Origin of the sequence: Stackebrandtia soli, assembly GCF_965137155.1 — a bacterium.
Taxonomy (GTDB): domain Bacteria; phylum Actinomycetota; class Actinomycetes; order Mycobacteriales; family Micromonosporaceae; genus Stackebrandtia; species Stackebrandtia soli.
Map to the genome: position 1 here is coordinate 1 of NZ_CBCRZX010000049.1, position 16,679 is coordinate 16,679.

Sequence of the window (16,679 nt, forward strand, 5' to 3'; positions counted from 1 at the left end):
CCCGGTCTCGGGCCCGCCGACCGGCCCCATCTCCGGTCCCCCCGCGATGTCGAGCCCGCCGCGAGGCTGGCAGCCGACGCCTCCGGGCGGTTTCGACCGGGGAGGGTTCGAGCAGGACGACATGACCCGCCCGATTCGACGGTTCCCCGAGGAGCCGGAGATCGACTCGCAGATGACGCAGCGGCTCCGTCGCGGTGGCGAGGACCGTTTCATGCCCCCGCCCCCGCCCGTGCCGTCGCAGGGTCGTATCGAGCCGGACCGACGCGATCCGTCGACACCGCCGCGTGGCATGCACGACCCGTACCGCGATCACCCGCCGACGCCGCCGCGTGGTGTCCACGACCCGGACGCCGCCACGATGGTGCACCCGGTGGTGCCCTCGCAGGACGGACCGTCGCACCCGGCGCCGACGTCGCCCGCGTACCGGAGCGGACCGTCCGCGTTCGACGAACCGCCGACTCAGGCGTTTCGGCAGGCCCCGCCGCCCGGACCGTCGGGTCCCCCGATGCCTCCGCCCGGCGGCGGAATGCCCGCGATGCACGACCGAGCCGACGCCAAGGTCGACTATGGACGTCGCAATCCCTACGAGGGTCGTGGCGTGTTCGACAACCCCGGTCGACACGGCCGGGAGGAGATGACCACCGAGCTCCGGGCCGCCGATTCGCCGTTCACACCCGACGACCTCACGCGGTTGAACCAGCTGCGCCAGGCGTTCCAGCCCCGTCGATTCGGCAGCGGTTACGACCCTGTCCAGGTCGACCGGATGTTCGACGGCATGTCCGCCAACATGACGGGCCGGTCTCCGGTTCCGTTGACGGACAAGGAACTCGACACGAGCCAGTTCAGCCTGGTGCAGGGCGGCTACTTCGAGGCCGAGGTCGACGCGGCGCTGCGCGAGGTCCGCGACATTTTCGCGCGCCGAGGTATGGTCCGCTAACCGGGAACCGACAAGCGAAACGGCGGCGGTGTGATCTGTTCACACCGCCGCCGTTCATTGCGTCATGGGCGCGTCATTCGCGCAGCCCGGCGCGAACCAGGAGCCAGTCCGTGACCAGTCCCAGCGCGATGACGACCGCGAAACCCAACAGCCACAGGTCTTCCACGCGGCCCTCGTGGTTTCCGAACAGGTAAGCCACCATCGTCAACACCGCGAGAACGCCGACGGTGTAGATCGCCTTGCGATTGGTGGGGTTGTGCTGGTCCGGTGACGTCACCGGTGCGTCGTGGTCTGCCACGGTCTTGGCCTCCGAATGGTTCGTGAACGGGTCGCATCGCACGTCGTCACGGCGGACCATGCCGGTCGGTCGATGCGGTGCCAGTTTCGCACGTGCGGCACTGTGGTGATCGCCCGCATGATTCACGCGTGACGCCGGTCGACGCGCCATCGGCGCGCGAAGGCTCCGCCGAACCGTGCGGGTATGGTCATATCTTGCCGAAGGCTCAAGCGAGTGGTTGATGAAACGAGAAGGGGCGGCGCGAGGTGCGGATCACCGGTTGCGGACATGCGAGCATGTTGATCGAGACGGCTGCGGGCAGCATTCTGTGTGATCCATGGGTGAATCCGGCGTACTTCGCGTCGTGGTTCCCCTTCCCGGACAACTCCGGTCTCGACTGGAAAGCGCTCGGTCAGTGCGACTTCCTGTACGTCTCGCACCTGCACCGGGACCACTTCGACGAGCAGAACCTGCGGGACAACATCTCTAAGGACACGACGGTCCTCCTCCCGGAATACCCGACGTCCGAACTGGAGGACGAGCTCCGCGCGCTGGGTTTCACCAAGTTCGTCAAGACCGTCTCGGGTGAGGTCACCCCGATCGGCAACGGCGTCAAGGTCATGATCCAGGCGCTCGTCTCGCCGACGGACGGGCCGATCGGCGACTCCTCGATCTGGGTCGAGGACGCCGACGGCGTGCGGTTGCTGAACCAGAACGACGCCCGTCCGACCGATCTGACGGCGTTCAAGAAGCTCGGCCACATCCACGCGCACCTTCTCCAGTTCTCCGGTGCCATTTGGTATCCGATGGTCTACGAGCTCCCCGATGCCGCGAAGACGGCCTTCGGGAAGCAGAAGCGCGAGCGGCAGTTCGACCGGTCCCTGCGCTACATCGACGACGGAAGCGCGAGCTGGGTCTTCCCGATCGCAGGCCCGCCGTGCTTTTTGGACGATGCATTGTGGAAGTTCAATGACCTCGGTGACGACGAGGGCAACATCTTCCCGGACCAGCAGGTCTACTCGGACTTCCTGGCCGACAACGGCCGGGACAACACGGTGACCCTGCTGCCCGGCACCGTCGCCGAGGTCACCCTCGACGGCTGCTCGGTGACGCAGCCAGTTCCCGACGTGCGCGAGTTCTTCGCCAACAAGGAACAGCACCTCATCGAGTACCGCGACCGGCAGCGTCCCGTCATCGCCGCAGCGAAGGAGTCGTGGCGGCACCCGGAGATCGACGTCCTCGCGGAACTCAAGAAGCGTTTCGAGCCCCTGCTCTCTGAGGCCGAGTTCATCGCGGCGGGCATCAACGGCCCCGTCCGTTTCGACTTGACGGCTCCCGATTCCGATGAGGTCGTCGACAGTGTCCTCTTCGACTTCGTGAACCGTGAGATCCGCGCATACGACGATGAGAAGTGCCGGTACCGGTTCACCACCGAACGGCGCTTCGTGGAGCACCTGCTGCACATCAACGAGATCGACTGGGTGAACTCGCTGTTCCTGTCGTGTCGTTTCTCCGCGGCTCGGATCGGCCAGTACAACGAGTTCGTCTACACCTTCTTCAAGTGTCTGTCGGAGGAGCGCCTCAACTACGCCGAGGGCTGGTACGCCGAACAGAAACCGGACGAGGAGAACGTCGATCTCGACGGCTGGACCGTGCAGCGGCGCTGCCCCCACCTGAAGGCCGACCTGACGCGGTTCGGCAAGGTCGACGACGGCGTCCTGACGTGTCAGATGCACGGGTGGAAGTGGAACCTCGCCTCCGGCAAGTGCCTGACGAGCGTCGGCCACGACATCCGGTCCAGTAAGGCCGAGTAGTTCGAGCCCGCCCTGACGGCGCCTCCGCGCGCCGTCAGGCCCGTCCTCGCTCTGTGGACGGTTCGATGGTCGCGCCGAGGAACTCGGCCATGGTCGCCAACTCGGCGTCGAGCATCGCCTCGGCCTGTTCGACCACGGGCAGCTGCCCGAACACCTCCATGGCCACGAGCCCGTACAGCCTGATCCAGAAGGACTGGAACGTGTACGCGAACTCGATCGGCACGTTCGCCCCGATGGCTTGCGACGAGCGCAGTAGTTCGTCGTGCAGTTCGGGCGGCAGTTCGGGAATGCGCGGTGTGCGCAGGGCGAATCCGCGCTCGGCGTCGCTCTGGTGGTAGACGCGTTCGAACATGTCCCCGAAGATCCGCGCGAACATGAGGATGGACTTGTACGGCTCCGTCTCGGGGTCGAGCGCTGCCGTGGCGCAGCCGGGTGAGGCGATGACCGCCCCCGGCGCGAGGCTGGCGAACATCAACGTGAATTCGGGCCGGTGCTCGACCGCCCACCGCCGGAAGGTCTTGGCGGCGGTGACGAGTCGTTCGACGAGCGCGTCCTCCGGAAGCGTGTCGCATTCGGCCCGCATGACGTCGCGCAGTTCGACGTAGAGGTCCACGCACAACTGCGTGATGAGCGCGTCAAGGCTGGGGAAGTAGCGGTACAGGGCCGGCGCGGACACGCCCATGTCGCGGGCGATGGCGCGCAGCGATATTCCTGACGGGCCTTGTTCGACCAGGTGCCGTCGGGCGGTGGCCTTGATCTCGGCGAGCGTGTTTGCGCGTGTCCTGGCGCGACGGCCGAGCGGTTCGGTTGTGACAGATCCCACTCAAAGTTCCTGTCCGTTTTGGGGCATTCCGAGTTGCGGGAGTAAACACCGATAGCAATAGTGAACGGTGTTAGCGAATCTCTTTGATCATCATCGTACTACTCCCGAGGAGGATTCGGCGTGTTCGAATGGTGGGGCCGTAGCGTGTCCCGGTTGCGTTGGGGAGTCCTGACTTTCGCCGCGGCCATCGTTGTCATCGGCGCGACGTGGGGCATCGGAGTCTTCGACTCGCTCGCGGACGGCGGCTTCTATAACGACAAGAGCCCAAGTGCCAAGGCGGCGGAACGGATCGAGGACGAGTTCGGCCGTCAAGCCGTCGACGTCGTGGTCCTGTACGAATCGGACGATCTCATCGCGACCGATCCCGAGTTCGCCGAGGCCGTCACCGACTCCCTCGACGCGATCGCGGACCGTGACGAGGTCGAGTCCGTCTCCTCTTACTACAGCACTCAGTTGCCGTCCTTCATCTCCGACGACGAGCACTCCACGTACGCGACGATCACCCTCACCGGCGAGACCGACGCCGACCGCGCCGAACAGTACGAGGCCCTCGCCCCGGACCTGACCGCCGACGGTCTGACGACGCGGCTCGGCGGCTCCGCCGCGATTTTCGACGACGTCAACCGGCAGACGCAGGCCGACATGATCACCGCCGAGATGATCTCCCTGCCGATCCTGCTCGTCCTCATGGTCCTGATCTTCGGCAGTCTCGTCGCCGCGACGACGCCCCTGCTGATCGGTGTCATCGCCATCATGGGCGGCTTCATCATCACGCGGCTGCTGACCTACGTCACCGACGTGTCCGTGTTCGCGATCAACGTCATCACCATCATCGGGCTCGGCCTGTCGATCGACTACGCCTTGTTCGTCGTCAACCGTTTCCGGGAGGAGCTCGCGCTCGGCCGGGACAAACGCACCGCCGTCGTGCGGACCATGACGACCGCGGGTCGTACCGTCACCGTCTCCGGCCTGACGATCGTGCTGTCCCTGGCCGGTCTGTTGATGTTCCCGCTGCCGTTCCTACACGGGATCGCCTATGGAGGCATGGCGGCCGTCGCCGTGGCGATGCTCGGCTCCCTGACGGTGCTGCCCGCCCTTCTGGCGATCATCGGGCATCGTGTCGACGCGGTGCGGATGCCATGGCGGCGCAAGCGTTCCGGCCGTCCCTCGAACAGCGGCGCGTGGTCCCGGGTCGGTGCGAGCGTCATGAGACGGCCGGTGCTGTACCTCGTCGGTGTGGTCGCGGTTCTACTCGTGCTCGCGATCCCGTTCCTGCACGCCAACTGGGGCACCGTTGACGAGAAGGTCCTCCCGGAGGGCATGGAGAGTCGGGTCGTCAGTGAGACGCTGCGCGCCGACTTCCCCGACGGCGACCTCGGCACGCTACAGGTATTCGTCGAGGGCGGGGGAGAAGCCGCCGTCCAGGCGGTCACGGCGGACATCGACGAGCTTGATCACGTCGATTCGGTTCGGCCCATCGCCGGGAACGCAGACGCGGCGGTGCTTCAGGTCTCCTACGATGTCGACCAGCAGAGCGAGGAGGCGCGCGAGCTGGCGACCGCGATCGGCGAACTCGACGTCCCCGACGACACCGAACTGGCGGTGTCCGGTATGCCCGCCGTCCTCAACGATCAGTTCAGCGACATCGGTGAACGCCTGCCGTGGCTGGCGCTCTACGTCGCGGTGGTGACTCTGCTGTTGTTGTTCCTGGCCTTCGGTTCGGTGCTCCTGCCGATCAAGGCCGTGTTGATGAACATGATCTCGATCGGGGCCTCGTTCGGCGTCATCGTGTGGATCTTCCAGGACGGCAACCTCTCGGAGTGGTTGGGCTTCACACCCAGCGGCTTCCTCGAACCGTCCAATCTGCTGCTGATGGTGGTGCTGCTGTTCGGCCTCTCGACGGACTACGAGGTGTTCCTGCTCTCGCGGGTCCGCGAGGAATGGGACCACACCGGTGACAACACCGCCTCAGTCCTGACCGGGCTGCAACGCACCGGAGGGATCATCACGTCGGCGGCCCTGCTCCTGATCGTCGTGGTGAGCGCGTTCGCCGCCGGGGGCATCATGTTCCTCAAGATGATCGGCATCGGGATGGCCGTCGCGATCTTCATCGACGCGACGCTCGTGCGGATGCTCCTCGTTCCCGCGACCATGCGCATCCTCGGAAACGCCAACTGGTGGGCGCCGAAACCGTTGCGGCGCTTCTACGCCCGTTACGGCGTCAAGGAAGGCGAGGACCTTCCGGCACCGGAACTGGTCGGCTCCGGTCGGAACTGACTCGACGTGGGTCCGCGCCCGTGAGGCGTGGGCCCACGTTTCCTACGCGTCGATCGGGAGCTCGCGTCCCGACCGCCACTCATCTTCCAATATGGACATGATGATCTCGTCGTGCCACTCGCCGTCCCAGTTCAGCGTCTCTCTCAGGACACCCTCCTCGACGAAGCCGAGCTTCTCGTAGACGCGACGCGCCCGAGCGTTGAAGGCGAAGACCCCCAACGAGATCCGGTGCAGCGCCAAGGTGTTGAAAGCATGCTCGAGGATCAGGCGGATCGCCTCGGTGCCGAAACCGCGATCACGACCGGATGCGACGAAGAGGGTCCGGAAGTTGCAGGACCTGTTGTGTTCGTCCCACTCGTTGAGGACCACCTCGCCGACGCAACGCCCGGTGGCCCGCTCGATGACGGCCAGGTCCAGCCGATCGGGGGCATGCCGCCGACCCGCGATGATCCGCTCCGTCTCGTCCCTCGTGAACGTGCCCGTGGAACCGGTCAGGCGGGCCAGTTCAGCGTCCTCGTAGGCGGGCCACAGCTCGTCGAGATGGCGCGTCTCCAACGGCACCAGGCGAACCAGGTCTCCGTCGATGGTCGGTTTCGTCGCGAAGTCGGGAAGCACGTTCCGAACGCTACGGGGGCACGTCACGAACCGTCCCTCCACCCGGTGGATTCGTGGCCCGGGAGGCCCGCCCGACCCGACCAGCGGGCGCGACCAACGTCAAGCGGGACGTTCCGACGAATGCCCGCGCTCCGCGAACGCCAACGTCATATAGCGCTCACATGAACACCCACAGTGAAAATTGCTGGACGGTGCGGCGATAATGAACCGGTGACGAACGAGTACGTGCTGACCATCTCCTGTCCCGACCGCATCGGCATCGTGCACGGTGTCGCCGGATTCCTCGCCGAACGCGGTGGCAACATCCTCGACGCGCAACAGTTCTCCGACCCCGAGACCGGACGCTTCTTCATGCGCGTCCACTTCGACACCACGGCGAACGCGAACACGTGGCGCGAAGACCTCGCCGAACTCGCCGCGCGGACCCGACTCGAATGGCAACTGCACGACCTCGCCGTGAAACCCCGCGTTCTCATCATGGCCTCCAAACAGGGGCACTGCCTCAACGACCTCCTGTACCGCTTCCGAACCGGAGCCCTCTCCGGCGAACTCGTCGCGGTCGCCTCGAACCACACCGACTGGGGCGAGCTCACCGAGGCGTCCCGCGTTCCGTTCCACCACATGCCCGTCAGCCCCGCGACCCGCGCCGAACAGGAACGGCGGCTATGGGACCTCATCACCGCCGAACGCGTCGACGTCGTCGTCCTCGCCCGCTACATGCAGGTGCTCTCCGATGACTTCTGCGCCAAACTGACCGGCCGCGTCATCAACATCCACCACTCGTTCCTACCTAGTTTCAAGGGCGCCAAGCCGTACCACCAGGCGTACCGGCGCGGCGTCAAACTCATCGGCGCGACCGCCCACTACGTCACCGCCGACCTCGACGAGGGCCCCATCATCGAACAGGAGACCACCAGGGTCGACCACGCGATGACGCCCGACAGGCTCGCCGCGACGGGCCGCGACCTGGAGAGCATCGTGCTCGCCCGCGCGCTCGGCTGGCACCTCGACCATCGCGTCCTCCTCAACGGGGCCAGCACGATCGTCTTCCGGTGACGCGCGGTCCCAGCGCGTCGGCAGCAGGTTCGTTGAGCGACAATGGCCGCGTGAATCGTCGCGACATCATCATCCTCGGCTCGACCGGTTCGATCGGTACTCAAGCGATTGACGTCGCCACCGCCAACCCCGACCGCATCCGTGTCGTCGGCATCGGAGCCGGTGGCGGCAACCCGAAACTCCTCGCGCGGCAGGCACTCGACCTCGGGGTCTCGGTCGTCGCCGTCGCCGCCGCGACGTCCGCCCAGGAACTCCAACTCGCGCTGTACGCGGCCGGAGACGAACGCGGCTACGCGCGCGGCGAGTTCCGTCTGCCGAAGATCCTCGCCGGACCGCACGCCATGACCGAACTCGCGCGCTGGAACTGCGACATCGTGCTCAACGCGATCACCGGATCGATCGGACTGGCACCGACCCTCTCGGCATTGGAGGCCGGCCACAAGGTCGCCCTCGCCAACAAGGAATCCCTCGTCGCGGGCGGCCCACTCGTCCGCGCCGCCGCCGCGCCGGGACAGATCATCCCCGTCGACAGCGAACACTCCGCGCTCGCCCAAGCCGCCCGCGCCGGCCGTGACGACGAGGTGCGCCGCCTCATCGTCACCGCCTCGGGCGGGCCGTTCCGGGGACGCACTCGCGACGAACTGAGCGACGTCACCGTCGAGCAGGCGATGGCCCACCCGACGTGGAACATGGGCAAGGTGATCACGATCAACAGCGCGACCCTCGTCAACAAGGGCCTCGAAGTGATCGAGACACACGAATACTTCCGCACCCCGTACGAGGACATCACCGTCGTCGTCCATCCGCAGTCCGTCATCCACTCGATGGTCGAGTTCATCGACGGTTCGACGATCGCCCAGGCCAGCCCACCCGACATGCGGCTGCCCATCGCGCACGCTCTGGCCTGGCCGGAGCGCCTGAGCGACGCCGCCGCGCCCGTCGACTGGACCCGCTCCCAGGAATGGACCTTCGAACCGCTCGACGACGAGGCGTTCCCCGCCGTCGCGCTGGCCCGGCACGCGGGTGAGAGCGGCAAGTGCCTGCCCGCGATCTACAACGCGGCCAATGAGGAATGCGTCGCCGCGTTCGTCGCCGGAGCATTGCCGTTCCTCGGCATCGTGGACACGGTGAGCCGGGTCCTGTCGGATGCGCCCGGTTTTGCCGAACCGGGTACCGTCGAGGAGGTCCTCGACGCCGAGAGTTGGGCGAGAGTCAGAGCCAACGAGCTCATTTCGAAGGCCGGACGATAGCGAACCGGGTGGGTTCGCCATAGCAAGGGGTAGTCAGCTTGGCTTACGTCATTGGCGTGATTCTGTTCGCGCTCGCCATTCTGATCTCGGTCAGTTTGCATGAGGCCGGACACATGGGCACCGCGAAGCTGTTCGGCATGCGCGTGACCCGGTATTTCATCGGCTTCGGCCCGACGCTGTGGTCGTTCCGCAAGGGCGAGACGGAATACGGCCTCAAAGCGATTCCGCTCGGCGGTTTCGTCAAGATCACCGGCATGACGCCGCTCGAAGAGGAAGAGGAGCGCGTACCCGAATCGGACCAGCACCGAGTGTTCTGGCGCAAACCCCTGTGGCAGCGCACCGTCGTACTCGTCGCCGGCTCCGTCACGCACTTCGTGCTCGGATTCCTCATTCTGTGGATCCTCGTGTCGTGGGTGTGGGCTCCGAACCCGGCCTACGCCGAGGAACAGGACCGCGCGCGCGACTCCACGACGATCGCCGTCTCCGAGTGCCTCGCCGCCGACGGCGTGTGCGACGCGGACAGCGAACCGTCTCCGGCCGTGGACGCCGGTCTCACCACGGGCGACAGCGTCCTCGCGGTCAACGGCACCACCGTGGATGACTGGGACGCGCTCGTCAAGGCGATTCGTCCGCTGCCCGCGGAGGAGGAGGCGACCCTGACCGTGCTCGGCGCGGACGGCGAGAAGCGCGATGTCGCCGTGACTCCCGCCGCCGTCGAGATCGAGGACGAGGACGGTCGGACTCGGACCGTCTCCCAGGTCGGCATCACCCTGTATGTAGACCCGTCGATCCCGGTGTCGATGACCTACGGTCCGGTCGCGGGCATCGGCGCCGCCGCCGACTTCACCGGCGACATGGCGAAACTGATGGGCGAGGCGATCGTCCGTCTCCCCGAGAAGGTCCCCGCCCTGTGGAACGCGATCGTCGGCGAGGAACGCGACCCGGAGACCCCGGTCAGCGTCGTCGGAGCGTCCCGCCTGGGTGGCGAGATGGTCGAGAACGACGCGTGGGTCTCGTTCTTCCTGCTGCTGGCGTCCCTGAACTACTTCGTCGGCGTGTTCAACCTGCTGCCGCTGCTCCCGATGGACGGCGGACACATCGCGATCGCTTGGTACGAAAGGCTTCGCTCATGGTGGGCGGCCCGCCGTAACAAGCCCGACCCCGGCCGGGTCGACTACCTGAAACTGGCACCGCTGACATACATGGTGCTGGTCGTCATGGTCGGCTTCACGTTGCTGGCGGTCACCGCCGATATCGTCAATCCCATCACGATCTTCGACTAGGGGACGACATGACCTCCGTGAACCTCGGTATACCCGCCGCGCCGCCGCCCGCGCTCGCCGAGCGCCGGCCGACCCGCCGCCTCAACGTGGGTGGTGTTCCCGTCGGCGGTGGCGCGCCGGTCAGTGTCCAGTCGATGACGACGACGTTGACGTCCGACGTCAACGCGACCCTGCAGCAGATCGCGGAGCTGACGGCCTCGGGCTGCCAGATCGTTCGAGTCGCCGTCCCGAGCCAGGACGACGCGGACGCGCTGCCGATGATCGCCAAGAAGTCGCAGATCCCCGTCATCGCCGACATTCACTTCCAACCGAAGTACGTGTTCGCCGCGATCGACGCGGGCTGCGCGGCGGTACGCGTCAACCCGGGCAACATCAAGAAGTTCGACGACAAGATCGCCGAGATCGCCAAGGCCGCCTCGGCGGCGGGCACCCCGATCCGGATCGGCGTCAACGCCGGTTCCCTCGACCCGCGGCTGCTCGCGAAGTACGGCAAGGCGACCGCCGAGGCGCTCGTGGAGTCGGCGTTGTGGGAGTGCTCGCTGTTCGAGGAGCACGGTTTCGGCGACATCAAGATCTCGGTGAAGCACCACGACCCGGTGGTCATGGTCCGTGCGTACCGGCTCCTGTCGCAGCAGTGCGACTACCCGCTGCACCTCGGCGTCACCGAGGCCGGACCGGCTTTCCAGGGAACGGTGAAGTCCGCCGTCGCGTTCGGCGCGCTGCTGTCCGAGGGCATCGGTGACACGATCCGGGTGTCCCTGTCGGCGCCTCCGGTCGAGGAGGTCAAGGTCGGTTCCGCGATCCTCGAGTCCCTGGGGCTGCGCGAGCGGGGGCTGGAGATCGTGTCGTGTCCGTCGTGCGGGCGCGCGCAGGTCGACGTGTACAAGCTCGCGGAGGAGGTGACGGCGGGTCTCGAGGGGCTGCCGGTGCCGCTGCGGGTCGCCGTCATGGGTTGCGTCGTCAACGGACCGGGGGAGGCCCGCGAGGCCGACCTCGGTGTCGCCTCCGGCAACGGCAAGGGTCAGATCTTCGTGAAGGGGAAGGTCGTCAGGACCGTCCCCGAGTCACAGATCGTCGAGACCTTGATCAGTGAGGCGCTGCGGATCGCGGAGGAGATGGGCGCCGACATCGGCGACGACTTGCGCGAGCTCACCGGACCGGTCGTCGAGGTCGTCTAGAACGAGCCCGTCCGGGGTCGGCGAGCTCGTCGACCCCGGACGGCGCACTCGCTGTCGCCGTTCGAGAACGTCGCGCACCCGACAGTAGCTCGGGATGCGTTGTGGTGTAGTGGTTCTAGTACCGGTTGTTCCCCGGCGGCAGCGTGATTGTCCATCATGGTATGAAATGTCGGCGGTGGGCCGTCTCGGTCGATGCCGCCGTTGGTGTCTGTCTTCCGGCTCGGTGGTGGCGGCCATGGGCGCGACGGCTCGTCGGCGATGCTTCGACGTGCCTGCGTCCACGGCGATCTGCGGGTGTGTCGAGAAACGGACATACGATCCGTAATCGGATTCACCCGAACCCGCTCCACAGGAGAGCGCCATCGCAATAATGACTCCTGTACGCAATGGGTTAACGACTCAATCGGCAGCGGGTCACGGGTAGCTCGGAAGGAGCTCGTCACGATGGGAAGGATCGTTCGCGATCTAGGTGACGGGGTTACCAAGCACTACTGGTATCCCGGACAAAAGGGCGACTGGATCAAGAGCCTCATCGCCATCACCGCGGGTGTCGCGATATTCGTACTCTGTTATGTCCTGTTCAAGGACGGCCTGTCCGCCACGACGGTGGGCGCCTGCGTCACCACCGCGATCAGCGGCGTCAATCTCGGGCGGCGAGACGTGGGAGGCCTGCGCGAGTTCCACGACCTGTCGGCCGAACGCCGGGCCGCGGTCGCCGACTCGGGCCGGGCCGCGTGGCGCGGCGCCGTCCAAGGATTCACGTGCGCGACGGCCGCCGTCGTCGTTCTGAACATGCCCGCGACGGGCTTCGTCGCGGACTGGCTGCTTCCCGTCATTCCCGCCCTGGTCGGGGCCTTGGCCCATTCCGCCGGAATGGTCTACGAACGGATGGCCGACTTCGCCGCCGACGTCGAGAGCCCCGAAACGGTCCCGAACACCGCGACCAAGGCACTCGAACACGCCTGACTTCTCACTCGGGGACCATAGTGGGCGTCGAAGTTCCGCGCGATCGGGAGCCGATGGGATTGACCACAGTGACATCCCTTGGCTCCCAATCGAAGATGACGAGCCGGCGCGAAGTGTCTGCCGCGAGCCTGTGTTGGGCAGGCTGGGCGCTCGACCGTGTTGGGTGTGTCATGCACGGGAGCGCACTCCGCGCCGGCTCGGTATTGGGATGTCCGTGACGGCCCTGACCTGCCGTCTGGAGTAAGGATGCCCCGTCACCCGGCGGGATGCAAGGGGTAACCCGTGCCCGATCGCCTTGTGACGCATAACATCTTGATGTCGATCGATATCAGGGCAAGAATCGCTCCCATGGGCGAGGTCTACGACGACATCAACGACCGATTGGCCGCTTTCATCGCGGCGCAACCGATGTTCTTCGTCGGTACGGCGCCGAGCGGCGATGCCGGCCATGTCAACGTGTCCCCGAAGGGGATGCGGGGCACCTTCGCCGTTCTCGACCCGCTTCGGGTGGCCTATCTGGACTGGGGTGGCAGCGGAATCGAGGGAACAGCCCATATGAGACAGAACGGGCGGGTGTGCGTCATGTTCTGCTCGTTCGGACGTCAACCGAAGATCGTGCGCCTGCACGGCGTCGGTGAGCCGGTGTTCCCCGATCAACGCGAGCGTTTCGCCGAACTGTTGACCCACTTCGATTCGCCGAACCTGCACGGAGTCCGGGCGATCGTCGACGTCTCGGTCACCCGGATCTCCGATTCGTGCGGTTACGCGGTTCCCCGCATGACCTACGAGGGTGATCGGGACATGCTCATCGATGTCAACGCCCGTCGCACGAAACAGCAGATCGCCCAGCGCCGTATCGCGACCAACCTTGACAGCATCGACGGTCTGCCGGGCCTGCGCGATCACCTTCCGCAGGCGTGACACCCGTCCACGACGTGCCCCGTTAAGCTCGACGGCATGACTGTTCGTGCCGCCCTGAAACCCGGAGTCCCCACCCCCCGCCGCGAGGTTCCCGCCTCTGTCGTGCGTCCGGAGTACGTGGGACGTCCCGCTCCGAAACCATATGCCGGGACGCATGTGCAGACGCCGGAGACGATCGAACGGATGCGGGTGGCCGGTCGCCTGGCGGCGGACGCGCTCGTCGAGGTGGGACGCCACGCCGTTCCCGGGGTCACGACCGACGAGCTGGACCGGGTCGCCCACGAGTACCTCTGCGATCACGGCGCCTACCCATCCACATTGGGATACAAGGGTTTCTGGAAGTCGTGCTGCACCTCACTGAACGAGGTGATCTGTCACGGCATTCCCGACACGACGGTCGTCGAGGACGGCGACATCGTCAATGTCGACATCACCGCTTACCTGGACGGCGTGCACGGGGACAACAACGCGACCTTCCTGGTGGGAGAGGTCTCCGAGGAGGCGCGGCTCCTGGTCGAGCGCACCTACGAGGCGACGATGCGCGGCATCAAGGCCGTCGCCCCCGGCAGGCAGATCAACATCGTCGGTCGTGTCATCGAGTCCTACGCCAAGCGTTTCGGCTACGGCGTCGTCCGCGACTTCACCGGACACGGAATCGGGGAGGCGTTCCACTCCGGTCTGCACGTTCTCCATTACGACAACCCGACGGTCACGACGGTGATGGAACCGGGCATGACGTTCACGATCGAACCGATGATCAACCTCGGCACCCACGATCACGACATGTGGGCCGACGGGTGGACGGCGGTCACGAAGGACCGCAAGTGGTCCGCTCAGTTCGAACACACCATCATGGTCACCGAGACCGGGTACGAGATCCTCACCCTGCCCACGGAGGGACCGTCCGCAGGAACCCCGGAGAAGTACCGGTAGCGGTATCCGTTTAGGACGGACGACGTTCGATCGGCAGGCGGGATCGCGTGAGCAGTCCCGCCCCGAGCATGGCGATCAACGGAACCGCGATGAGCGCCGCGCCGATGTTCAGCCACGGCGGGCCGAGATCGAACAGGTTCTCGCGGGGATACCGTCCGGCGTAGGTCGAGTTCATCGCCGCCATCGCCGCGACGCAAACCCCGACACCCGTGATGACCCCGAGCACCGCTCCCAGCGTCGAGATGACGCCCGCCTGGAACAGGCTCAGTCGCCGGCGGACGCCCGGGGAGGCGCCGATCGCCGCGAGCGTGCGCAGGTCCCGCCGTGACTCGGCGGCCGTGAGCGCCGTCGCGACCGCGGTCGCACCGAGGGCGAGCGCGGCGCTGACGCCGCCCGCGAACCACAGGACGATAGTCACAGTGGACGATTCCGGTGCAGGTACGTGCTCGGTGGAGACGACGAGGTTCTCCCCGTCGGTCGCCGTGCGTGACTCGCCGGACAGCCCCGCCTGTCGCATCGCCAAGGCGAGTCGGTCGACCTCGACCGTGGTCGGCTGACGCGTGGGGACTCCGACGACGGTGGACCCTTCGGAGCGCAGTCCGAGTCGTTCGGCGGCCCCGGTGCTGAAGAGGATCTGGTCGGCGGCCATCGCGCCGCCGTCGTTCGCGTAGGCCGCGAACCCGGCGGTCTCTCGTACCGTGTACGCGTCGATCGACTCGGCGATGGTCGTGTCGTGGATCTCGATCGTGACCGTGTCTCCGGAGAGCAGCCCCGAATCGGGCACGATGACGCCGCCGTCGGCGATGACGGCGCGGGCGTTCTCCAACCGGCTGCCGCGCAGCCCGGTGACCGCCGCGACGTCGTCCACGCCGATCACGAAGTCCTGGTGAGCGAGGCGTCCCACCGGCGCGGTTACCGTCGCCGTGCAGCCGGGATGCGCCGCGGCGGCGACCTGATCGTCCGGGGTGAGCAGTTGCTGTTCGTCGAACGGGCAGCGATGATCCGGCGGCGGCAGCGCCGTCAGGGCGCACACCGTGTCCACCGTGGTCGCGCAGCCGACGGCTTCAAGGTTGTGCAGGGAGTCGATCGGCAGGTGTCGTCGAAGGAGTTCCCTCGCCGAGTCGACGGCGTCGTCGCCGGGAACGCTCATCCCGGTCGGCCCCGTCAACCGCAGATCCACGACGGCCGTTCCGGCGGCCGGGCCGTGATCGAACGGCACGTTCTGGCGCGCGTGCTCGCCGGTGGCGAACATCGTCACCGCGATGCCGACTCCCACCACCGCCATGACGGCGGCGATCGCGGGAGCGGCGGAGCCGCGATTACGGGCCGCGTCGCGCAACGCGATGCGGGGCGACAGGGGGAGGACGCGGCCGAGTCGCCCGATCGCGCCGACGAGTGCGGGTGTGCACAGGACCAGGCCGAGCTCGCCGATCGCGACGCCGAGCAGCATCGCCGGTACGGACGGTCGTCCAGCCCCGAACCACGCCACGGTCAGTCCGAGGACGGCGAGTGCCGCGCCGGTGACGACCCAGACGCGGCGCGATCGGCCGATGCCGCGTCGGCCGGCCAAACCCATCACGATCGGTTGTCGCCCAACGACATACGCCGGGACGAGCGCCGCGAGCAGCCCGCTGACGATCACCAGGGCGGCCGCCGACAGTGTCACCTGTGGATTGATCCGGAACCCCGCCATTCGCGTCCCGAACAGGAGTTCCGTGGCGGGTAGCGACAGGTACGCGATGCCGACTCCGAGCCCGGCCGCCGTGATGGCGGCGACGACACCCAGCACGCCGCCTCCGGCGAGCACGACCCGTCGAATCTGCGCGGGAGTCGCGCCGTTGGCGGCCAGCAAGGCGAACTCGCGGGTGCGGCGTCGCGCCCCGATCGTGAACGCGGGACCCGCCAACAGCACGACTTCGAGGACGACGAGGCCGACACCGAAGCCGATGAGGCTGAGCAGCATGATGTCGCCGTCGTCGTCCCGCGCCAGGTACGCGGCGAGCGGCGACGGCGGCGGGTCGGCGGCCACGTGTCGAGAGTAGACGGCAAGGCCGATCTCGTTGTACGTCAACACTTGCTGCCAGGTGATCGGCGACGGCGTGTCGACGAGCCAGGCGACGTGTCGGGCGGGTCGGGGAGCGGTCGGGGAGAGCGTGAACTCGTCGGCGATCTGACCGGGCCGTTCGATGATGGCCGCGACGGCGCGGTCGGAACCGATGCCGTCCACGTGGACGCGGTCGCCGACGTCGATCGCGAGTCGCTCGGCGAGCGCGGCGGAGACCGCGACCTCCCCCGATTCCGGCCAGGCGCCATCGATGAGCGTGAACATTCCCGCCGTCATGGGGTCGT

General features: G+C 66.9%; 14 protein-coding genes. 10 read left to right on the plus strand and 4 right to left on the minus strand.

Going from position 1 to position 16,679, the window contains the following annotated elements; translation table 11 throughout:
- The coding region (locus ACM9NP_RS20480) for a hypothetical protein (RefSeq protein WP_415648377.1) at window positions 1–937 on the plus strand (937 nt) is incomplete at its 5' end.
- A 73-nt stretch (window positions 938–1,010) separates the two neighbouring features.
- Here ACM9NP_RS20480 and ACM9NP_RS20485 read toward each other — a convergent pair.
- Window positions 1,011–1,235: a DUF2631 domain-containing protein gene (locus ACM9NP_RS20485; RefSeq protein ID WP_415648378.1), complete on the minus strand. Its 225-nt coding sequence runs from the start codon at window positions 1,233–1,235 to the stop codon at window positions 1,011–1,013.
- A gap of 245 nt (window positions 1,236–1,480) precedes the next feature.
- Here ACM9NP_RS20485 and ACM9NP_RS20490 point away from each other — a divergent pair, with 245 nt between their 5' ends.
- Window positions 1,481–3,028, plus strand: a complete 1,548-nt coding sequence (locus ACM9NP_RS20490; protein ID WP_415648379.1) for a Rieske 2Fe-2S domain-containing protein — start codon at window positions 1,481–1,483, stop codon at window positions 3,026–3,028.
- A gap of 34 nt (window positions 3,029–3,062) precedes the next feature.
- Here the strand turns inward: ACM9NP_RS20490 and ACM9NP_RS20495 are convergent, their stop codons facing one another.
- The gene (locus tag ACM9NP_RS20495; RefSeq protein WP_415648380.1) at window positions 3,063–3,851 is read right to left on the minus strand and encodes a TetR/AcrR family transcriptional regulator; all 789 of its coding nucleotides are present in this window, start codon (window positions 3,849–3,851) and stop codon (window positions 3,063–3,065) included.
- A 120-nt stretch (window positions 3,852–3,971) separates the two neighbouring features.
- Between ACM9NP_RS20495 and ACM9NP_RS20500 the strand changes: the two genes are divergently transcribed.
- Window positions 3,972–6,128: an MMPL family transporter gene (locus tag ACM9NP_RS20500; protein ID WP_415648381.1), complete on the plus strand. Its 2,157-nt coding sequence runs from the start codon at window positions 3,972–3,974 to the stop codon at window positions 6,126–6,128.
- Between the two features lie 42 nt (window positions 6,129–6,170).
- Here the strand turns inward: ACM9NP_RS20500 and ACM9NP_RS20505 are convergent, their stop codons facing one another.
- Window positions 6,171–6,743: a GNAT family N-acetyltransferase gene (locus ACM9NP_RS20505; protein ID WP_415648382.1), complete on the minus strand. Its 573-nt coding sequence runs from the start codon at window positions 6,741–6,743 to the stop codon at window positions 6,171–6,173.
- Between the two features lie 210 nt (window positions 6,744–6,953).
- On the opposite strand from ACM9NP_RS20505, the gene purU reads away from it, so the two are divergent.
- The 7 genes from purU (at window position 6,954) to map (ending at window position 14,330) form a co-directional block, all read left to right on the plus strand.
- Entirely contained in the window at window positions 6,954–7,799 is an 846-nt protein-coding gene (gene purU / locus ACM9NP_RS20510) for a formyltetrahydrofolate deformylase (protein WP_415648383.1), read from the plus strand.
- Between the two features lie 68 nt (window positions 7,800–7,867).
- Window positions 7,868–9,049 carry a 1-deoxy-D-xylulose-5-phosphate reductoisomerase gene (gene dxr / locus ACM9NP_RS20515; protein WP_415648405.1) on the plus strand — a complete coding sequence of 394 codons (1,182 nt, stop codon included), beginning with the start codon at window positions 7,868–7,870 and terminating at the stop codon, window positions 9,047–9,049.
- 38 nt (window positions 9,050–9,087) lie between these two features.
- Window positions 9,088–10,332, plus strand: coding sequence for a M50 family metallopeptidase (locus tag ACM9NP_RS20520; protein ID WP_415648384.1), 1,245 nt, complete (start codon window positions 9,088–9,090; stop codon window positions 10,330–10,332).
- Between the two features lie 8 nt (window positions 10,333–10,340).
- Window positions 10,341–11,510, plus strand: coding sequence for a flavodoxin-dependent (E)-4-hydroxy-3-methylbut-2-enyl-diphosphate synthase (ispG, locus tag ACM9NP_RS20525; RefSeq protein ID WP_415648385.1), 1,170 nt, complete (start codon window positions 10,341–10,343; stop codon window positions 11,508–11,510).
- Between the two features lie 444 nt (window positions 11,511–11,954).
- On the plus strand, window positions 11,955–12,476 hold the full coding sequence (locus ACM9NP_RS20530; protein ID WP_415648386.1) for a hypothetical protein: 522 nt from the start codon (window positions 11,955–11,957) through the stop codon (window positions 12,474–12,476).
- Between the two features lie 348 nt (window positions 12,477–12,824).
- Window positions 12,825–13,397, plus strand: a complete 573-nt coding sequence (locus ACM9NP_RS20535) for a pyridoxamine 5'-phosphate oxidase family protein (RefSeq protein WP_415648387.1) — start codon at window positions 12,825–12,827, stop codon at window positions 13,395–13,397.
- Between the two features lie 36 nt (window positions 13,398–13,433).
- Window positions 13,434–14,330 (plus strand): type I methionyl aminopeptidase, encoded by an 897-nt coding sequence (map, locus tag ACM9NP_RS20540; protein ID WP_415648388.1) that lies wholly within the window; start codon window positions 13,434–13,436, stop codon window positions 14,328–14,330.
- A 10-nt stretch (window positions 14,331–14,340) separates the two neighbouring features.
- On the opposite strand, the gene ACM9NP_RS20545 is transcribed toward map, so the two are convergent.
- Window positions 14,341–16,679 (minus strand): FtsX-like permease family protein (locus ACM9NP_RS20545; RefSeq protein ID WP_415648389.1); only part of this gene is annotated, 2,339 nt, incomplete at its 5' end.